We start from the raw sequence: 5,352 nt of genomic DNA on the forward strand, positions 1-5,352 counted from the left end.
GCAGTTCCGACGCGTCGCAACCCGCTTCGAAAAGACCGCCCGGAATTACCGGGCCGTCGTCACTCTCGCTGCCATCGTCCTATGGCTGCGATAAGTGTCCACACCACCTAGAGGGGATCACAGCGCTGTCGCTGGGCCCCAAGCGGCTACTTGGACTTCATGGAGCCGCCCGTGCTCGTCCCAGTGCTGGAGAGCCATCACCCGAGACGAGCGGACGGCGAATGGGTCTCCAGAATTCCGTCGCGGCGAGGGCCGTAGTCCTACGGTATCGCTTTCGGTGGTCGTAAAACCGACCCTGTGGCTCGATCGTCCAGGATTTCTGATCGCTTCTCGGTACCGCCACGATGTGATTTGATACATGCTGATGTCGCGCGGAGGATGATGGTGCAAGAGGAGCCGATCCATAGGCGACTGACGACCATCATGGCGGCTGACGTGGTCGGCTACTCGGGTCTGGTTGCGGCAGACGAGGTTGCGGCCTTGGTCCAACTCGGCCAATTGCGACGCGAGGTTATCGAGCCCTCGATACGTACGCACGAAGGTCGCCTATTCAAGACGATGGGCGATGGCTTCCTCGCCGAGTTCGCCAGTCCTGTTAGAGCTTTGGAGTGTGCCATCGCTATCCAGGCTGGAACGACCGAGATGCGCCTGCGAATTGGCATTCATCTCGGAGATGTCGTAGCCGATCAAGACGACCTACTCGGAGACGGCGTCAATGTAGCTGCTCGGTTAGAGGGCGTAGCCGAGCCGGGTGGCATTACCATCTCCCGGCCCCTCTATGATCAGGTTCGGGATCGAGTGAAGGTCACGTTCCTAGACAAGGGGGAAGTCAGCCTGAAAAACCTGCCAAGGCCGATGCAGGTGCTGTCGGTTAGTACGACAACAATGCCAAGCACTCCGGCCCACCCGCCGCTTCCCGCCAAACCATCGATTGCAGTCTTGCCATTCCAGAACATGAGTGGCGATCCTGAACAGGAGTATTTCGCGGACGGCATGGTCGAGGACATCATCACCGCGCTATCGCGAGTAAAGTGGTTTTTTGTAATAGCCCGCAATTCCTCATTTACCTACAAGGGCAGAGCTGTCGATATCAAGCAGATTGGGCGCGAGCTTGGTGTCCGATATGTCCTTGAAGGAAGCGTCCGTAAGGCGGGAAATCGGGTCCGTATTACGGGTCAGCTCATCGAGGCGGAAACCGGACATCACATCTGGGCGGAGCGTTTCGAGCGCGAGTACAAAGACGTCTTCGAACTCCAAGACGAGATGACCTCCGCTGTCGCTGCGGCTATCGAGCCGACCATCAACTTGAGGGAGATAGAAAGGTCAAAAAAGAGACCAACTTCAGACCTGAGCGCTTACGACTACTTCCTGCGGGCGCAGCCCTTTATCCGACAATTCGATCCACAGTCCTATTTACAGGCGGAAGAATTGCTCCGACGGGCCGTTAGCCTCGACGCCCAATATTCCAGTGCTCTTGCGCTCTTGGCCGATTGTATTGGCCGACAGTGCATCATGGGTGCGCAGCCATATAAGGAACGAGTGCTTGAGGCTGAGCGGATCGCTCATCAGGCGGTCCAAGCGGATCCCGAAGATGCTACTGCGCTAGCGATAGCTTCTTGGGTTTACACGATCCTGGTAGGAAAGCATGATTCATCTCGAGAATACGCCGAACGTGCTTTACGCCTTCAGCCAAATTCAGCTTTTGTCTGCGTCAATAGTGGGTTTGGCTATCTCTATCGCGGCGAGCTAGACGCCGCCCGCCATAATTTCGAAAGAGCTTTGCGCATCAACCCGCTTGATCCGCGCAATTATTTCTTGATCCAAGGCCTAGGTATCGTTCTGTTCTTTGAGAGAAAGTTCTCGGAAGCTTTGTCGCTATTCGATCGCTCTATCGAGCTTGCACCGTCTGCGAGAGTGACATGGCGTTATAAGGCAGCAACTCTTGCCCATCTCGGCAGAAGTGAGGACGCTTTGAAGGCGGTTGCGGTCCTCCGATCACTCACGCCAATGCAGACGCTTAAAGAAGTAACCGAAAGAACCATGATTTCTCAAGCGTGGATGCGAGAACTCTATTTCGGTGGACTGGAGAAGGCGGGATACGAATAGTAAGCGCCGCTTCTCTCCTTGGTTTGGACGCATATTTGTAGCCAGATGGCGGCCTTCAGGTTCGGAAGCCTCGCGTCGCCCATCGGACCGCCCAAATCGAACCGATGCCGGACTTCCGACCTACCCAAAAGAGGTTCTCACATAGCCTAGGCCCTAAGCTGACGGTCTGCATAACCACCGGGAACGTCGGCTCTTCGAGGGTAACCGGAAGTCCCTCAACTCGGCCGCCATGGACGGCTTTTGGACCCAAAGCGGACCTCGGCTGTTCGCGGCAAATCCTTGGAAAACTCACGGCCTCTTTCGGGTCGCTAACAGCTGACGGATATGGTCCAGCACGCCAGCACGGGCCGATAATTCAGCTTCTTTGCCGCGTGTAGCCCTTCCTCGCAAAGGTCACCCGCGAGCGCGAGGACCTTTCCGACCGTGGCGCCCAGCATCGTCTTGCTGATTCCGCTCGATGTCGCCCACGATTCCGGAATGATCTCGCCCACCGTTCCGATTTGATGTCGCCCGCCATTCCGAGATGATCTCGCCCACCATTCCGGGATGATGTCGCCCGGGGTATCGCAAGGGCGAACCCGGGGTGACGAGGCCTCTTCTGGCTCCGATACGGTCCCGCCTTTCGGCTTTGCGAAGGGGGACCTGGATGCCGACGGAGAGGTTTGCGATGCGCCATGTGCGCGATGTGATCAGATTGAAGTCGGCCGGGATGCCGACCCGCGAGATTGCGCGGCGGGTGGGGACAGCCCCTTCGACGGTGCGGTTGACGATCCACCGGTTCGAGGCGGCGGGGCTGACCTGGCCATTGCCCGACGACATCACCGACGCTGCGCTGGAAGCCCGGCTGTTCGCCAGTGCGGGAGCCGGTCCCGGCACCCGGCGGGGCCATCGCCGGCAGGCCGAGCCTGACTGGGCGGCGGTACACCGCGAACTCCGGCGCAAGCATGTGACGCTGTCGATCCTGTGGGACGAGTACATCGCAGGCGAACCCGGCGGGTATCGTTATTCGCGGTTCTGCGAGCTCTACCGCGCCTGGGAAGGCCGCCTGTCGGTGACGATGCGCCAGTCGCATATGGCCGGCGACAAGCTGTTCGTCGACTATGCCGGCGACGGCGTGCCGGTGGTAATCGACCGGTTCACCGGCGAGCGACGCGCCGCGCAGATCTTCGTCGCGGTGCTCGGCGCATCGAGCTTCACCTACGCGCAGGCGACCTGGACGCAGGGGCTCGCCGACTGGATCAGCGGCCACGTCGGCGCCTTCGAGGCGATCGGCGGCGTGCCGGCGCTGCTGGTGCCGGACAATACCAAGGTCGCAGTGATCAAGGCCTGCCTCTACGACCCGCAGATCAACCGCAGCTATGCCGACATGGCGGCGCATTACGGCACCGCCATTCTGCCGGCCAGGCCGCGACGGCCACGGGACAAGGCGAAGGTCGAACAGGCGGTCCTCATGGTCGAGCGCTGGCTGCTCGGGCGGCTGCGCCACCGCACCTTCCACAGCCTCGCCGAGGTCAACGCGGCGATCACCGAGCTAATGACCCGGCTCAACGAGGAGCGGCCGATCCGGCGGCTCGGCGTGACCCGCCGCAAGCTATTGGAGGAGATCGACCGGCCGGCGCTCAAGGACTTGCCGGAGAGCCCCTACGTGTTCGCCGAGTGGCGGATCTGCCGGGTCAGCATCGACTATCACGTCGAGGTCGAGGCGCATTACTACAGCGTCCCGCATCGCTTCGTCCGCGCCGAGGTCGAGGTGCGCTTCACCGCCCGCACCGTCGAGATTTTCCACAAGGGCGAGCGGATCGCCGCGCATCAGCGCATGAGCGGCAACCACAAGCACACCACCGTGCCGGAACACATGGCGTCCAGTCATCGGCGCTACGCCGGCTGGACCATCGAGCGCATTCGCAAGGAGGCCGCCACGATCGGGCCGGCCACCGCGGCGCTGTGCGACCTGATCCTCGATGAGCGGGCGCACCCCGAGCAGGGCTTCCGCGCTTGCCTCGGCATCATCCGGCTCGGCCAATCCTACGGGCAAGAGCGGCTCGATGCTGCCGCCATGCGGGCGATCGACATCGGCGCGCGCACCTACGGCTCGGTCAAATCGATCCTTGCCAACAACCTCGATCGGCGTCCTTCACCCAAGCGCCCCGCGGACAACGCGCCGGTCCTTCATCCCAACATCCGCGGGCCGCGCTACTACAACTAGGAGATCACGCCTTGCTCACGCATCCGACCCTCGATCAACTCCACGCGCTCGGCCTTCATGGCATGGCCAAGGCCTTTGCCGACATCGAAGCCGGCGGCGATGCCGCAAGCCTCGGCCATGCCGAATGGCTCGCGCTGCTGCTCGAACGCGAAGCCTCGCTGCGACGCGACAAGCGGCTATCGAAGCGGCTGCAATACGCCAAGCTGCGCCAGCAGGCTTGCGTCGAGGACATCGACTATCGCACCCCGCGCGGCCTCGACCGCAGCCTCCTGACGATGCTGGTCGAAGGCCAATGGATCGACGACCACGCCAACCTGCTGATCTGCGGGCCCACCGGGCTGGTGGCATGATGCACATCTCGCTATGTCATTGATAATCGAAGCTTCGTTGCCGCGGATCTTGTGATACTGCGCGACCATTGGTCACCGCATGACGGACTTCCTGCCGATTCAGGTCAATCTCCCGGATCACATACGGTGCGCCTACGCAACTCTGTTTGGCCGGCAGGATACCATCCTTGATTAGTCGTACCACCGTCATCTTGCTGAGACCCAAACGGCTTGCAGCCTCGTGCAGGATCAGCTCTCCACGCTCGGCGCGTTCGCCATCTCGGTAGACAGGGATGTTGTGGTCGTTGCGGAAGACGCAAACGCGTTGCTGGGTCCACGTGTTGCCTTTGGCCGTGCGTGTGCCAAGCCGATTAAGAACGGACGCAATGCTCCCGTCCGGCAGCAAACGAGCCAGATCACAGATCAGCTGTTCAGTTGAAGCATCGGTCTTCCACCGATGCTGTCCGGCCCGGTTCTTCACAACTTCGAGCGCGGTGTGGTCGCCCCCCTTCCAGTGCAATTTTAGGTGCAATATTCGTGGCTCGACGGTGACGATGATCTCTTCGAGAACCGCTCTCAATATCCGCTTTCGTGTCGCGGCCGAGGCTGCCGGATGGCTCCACAGGCGCTCCACGTCTGTCCCTAGTCCAAGAATCTCTGCGCGTTCTGCGTCGGTTAGAGTGGGCGGCTGTTTGTCGCGGGCAATGCGAA

The 5,352-nt window shown here is 61.0% G+C and carries 3 protein-coding genes and 2 pseudogenes; 4 read left to right on the plus strand and 1 reads right to left on the minus strand.

Features of this window, described 5'->3' with window-relative positions:
• From ACZBJS_RS41860 to ACZBJS_RS41875, 4 genes and pseudogenes are all read left to right on the plus strand, one after another.
• Window positions 1–94: pseudogene (locus ACZBJS_RS41860) on the plus strand (IS5/IS1182 family transposase); the annotation flags it as partial.
• 329 nt (window positions 95–423) lie between these two features.
• On the plus strand, window positions 424–2,106 hold the full coding sequence (locus ACZBJS_RS41865; RefSeq protein WP_316399461.1) for a tetratricopeptide repeat protein: 1,683 nt from the start codon (window positions 424–426) through the stop codon (window positions 2,104–2,106).
• A 667-nt stretch (window positions 2,107–2,773) separates the two neighbouring features.
• On the plus strand, window positions 2,774–4,312 hold the full coding sequence (gene istA, locus ACZBJS_RS41870) for an IS21 family transposase (RefSeq protein WP_463440275.1): 1,539 nt from the start codon (window positions 2,774–2,776) through the stop codon (window positions 4,310–4,312).
• Window positions 4,313–4,323: 11 nt separating this feature from the next.
• Window positions 4,324–4,653 (plus strand): annotated as a pseudogene (locus tag ACZBJS_RS41875) (ATP-binding protein); the annotation flags it as partial.
• A gap of 25 nt (window positions 4,654–4,678) precedes the next feature.
• Here ACZBJS_RS41875 and ACZBJS_RS41880 read toward each other — a convergent pair.
• A partial coding sequence (locus tag ACZBJS_RS41880; RefSeq protein ID WP_463440274.1) for a helix-turn-helix domain-containing protein occupies window positions 4,679–5,352 on the minus strand: 674 nt, incomplete at its 5' end.

Source organism: Bradyrhizobium sp. KZN70725, assembly GCF_055264925.1.

Excerpts from the sequence above, each read along its gene's own strand:
- ACZBJS_RS41865 (WP_316399461.1), top strand. The coding sequence starts at position 424 with ATGGCGGCTGACGTGGTCGGCTACTCGGGTCTGGTTGCGGCAGACGAG.
- istA (WP_463440275.1), top strand. The coding sequence starts at position 2,774 with ATGCGCCATGTGCGCGATGTGATCAGATTGAAGTCGGCCGGGATGCCG.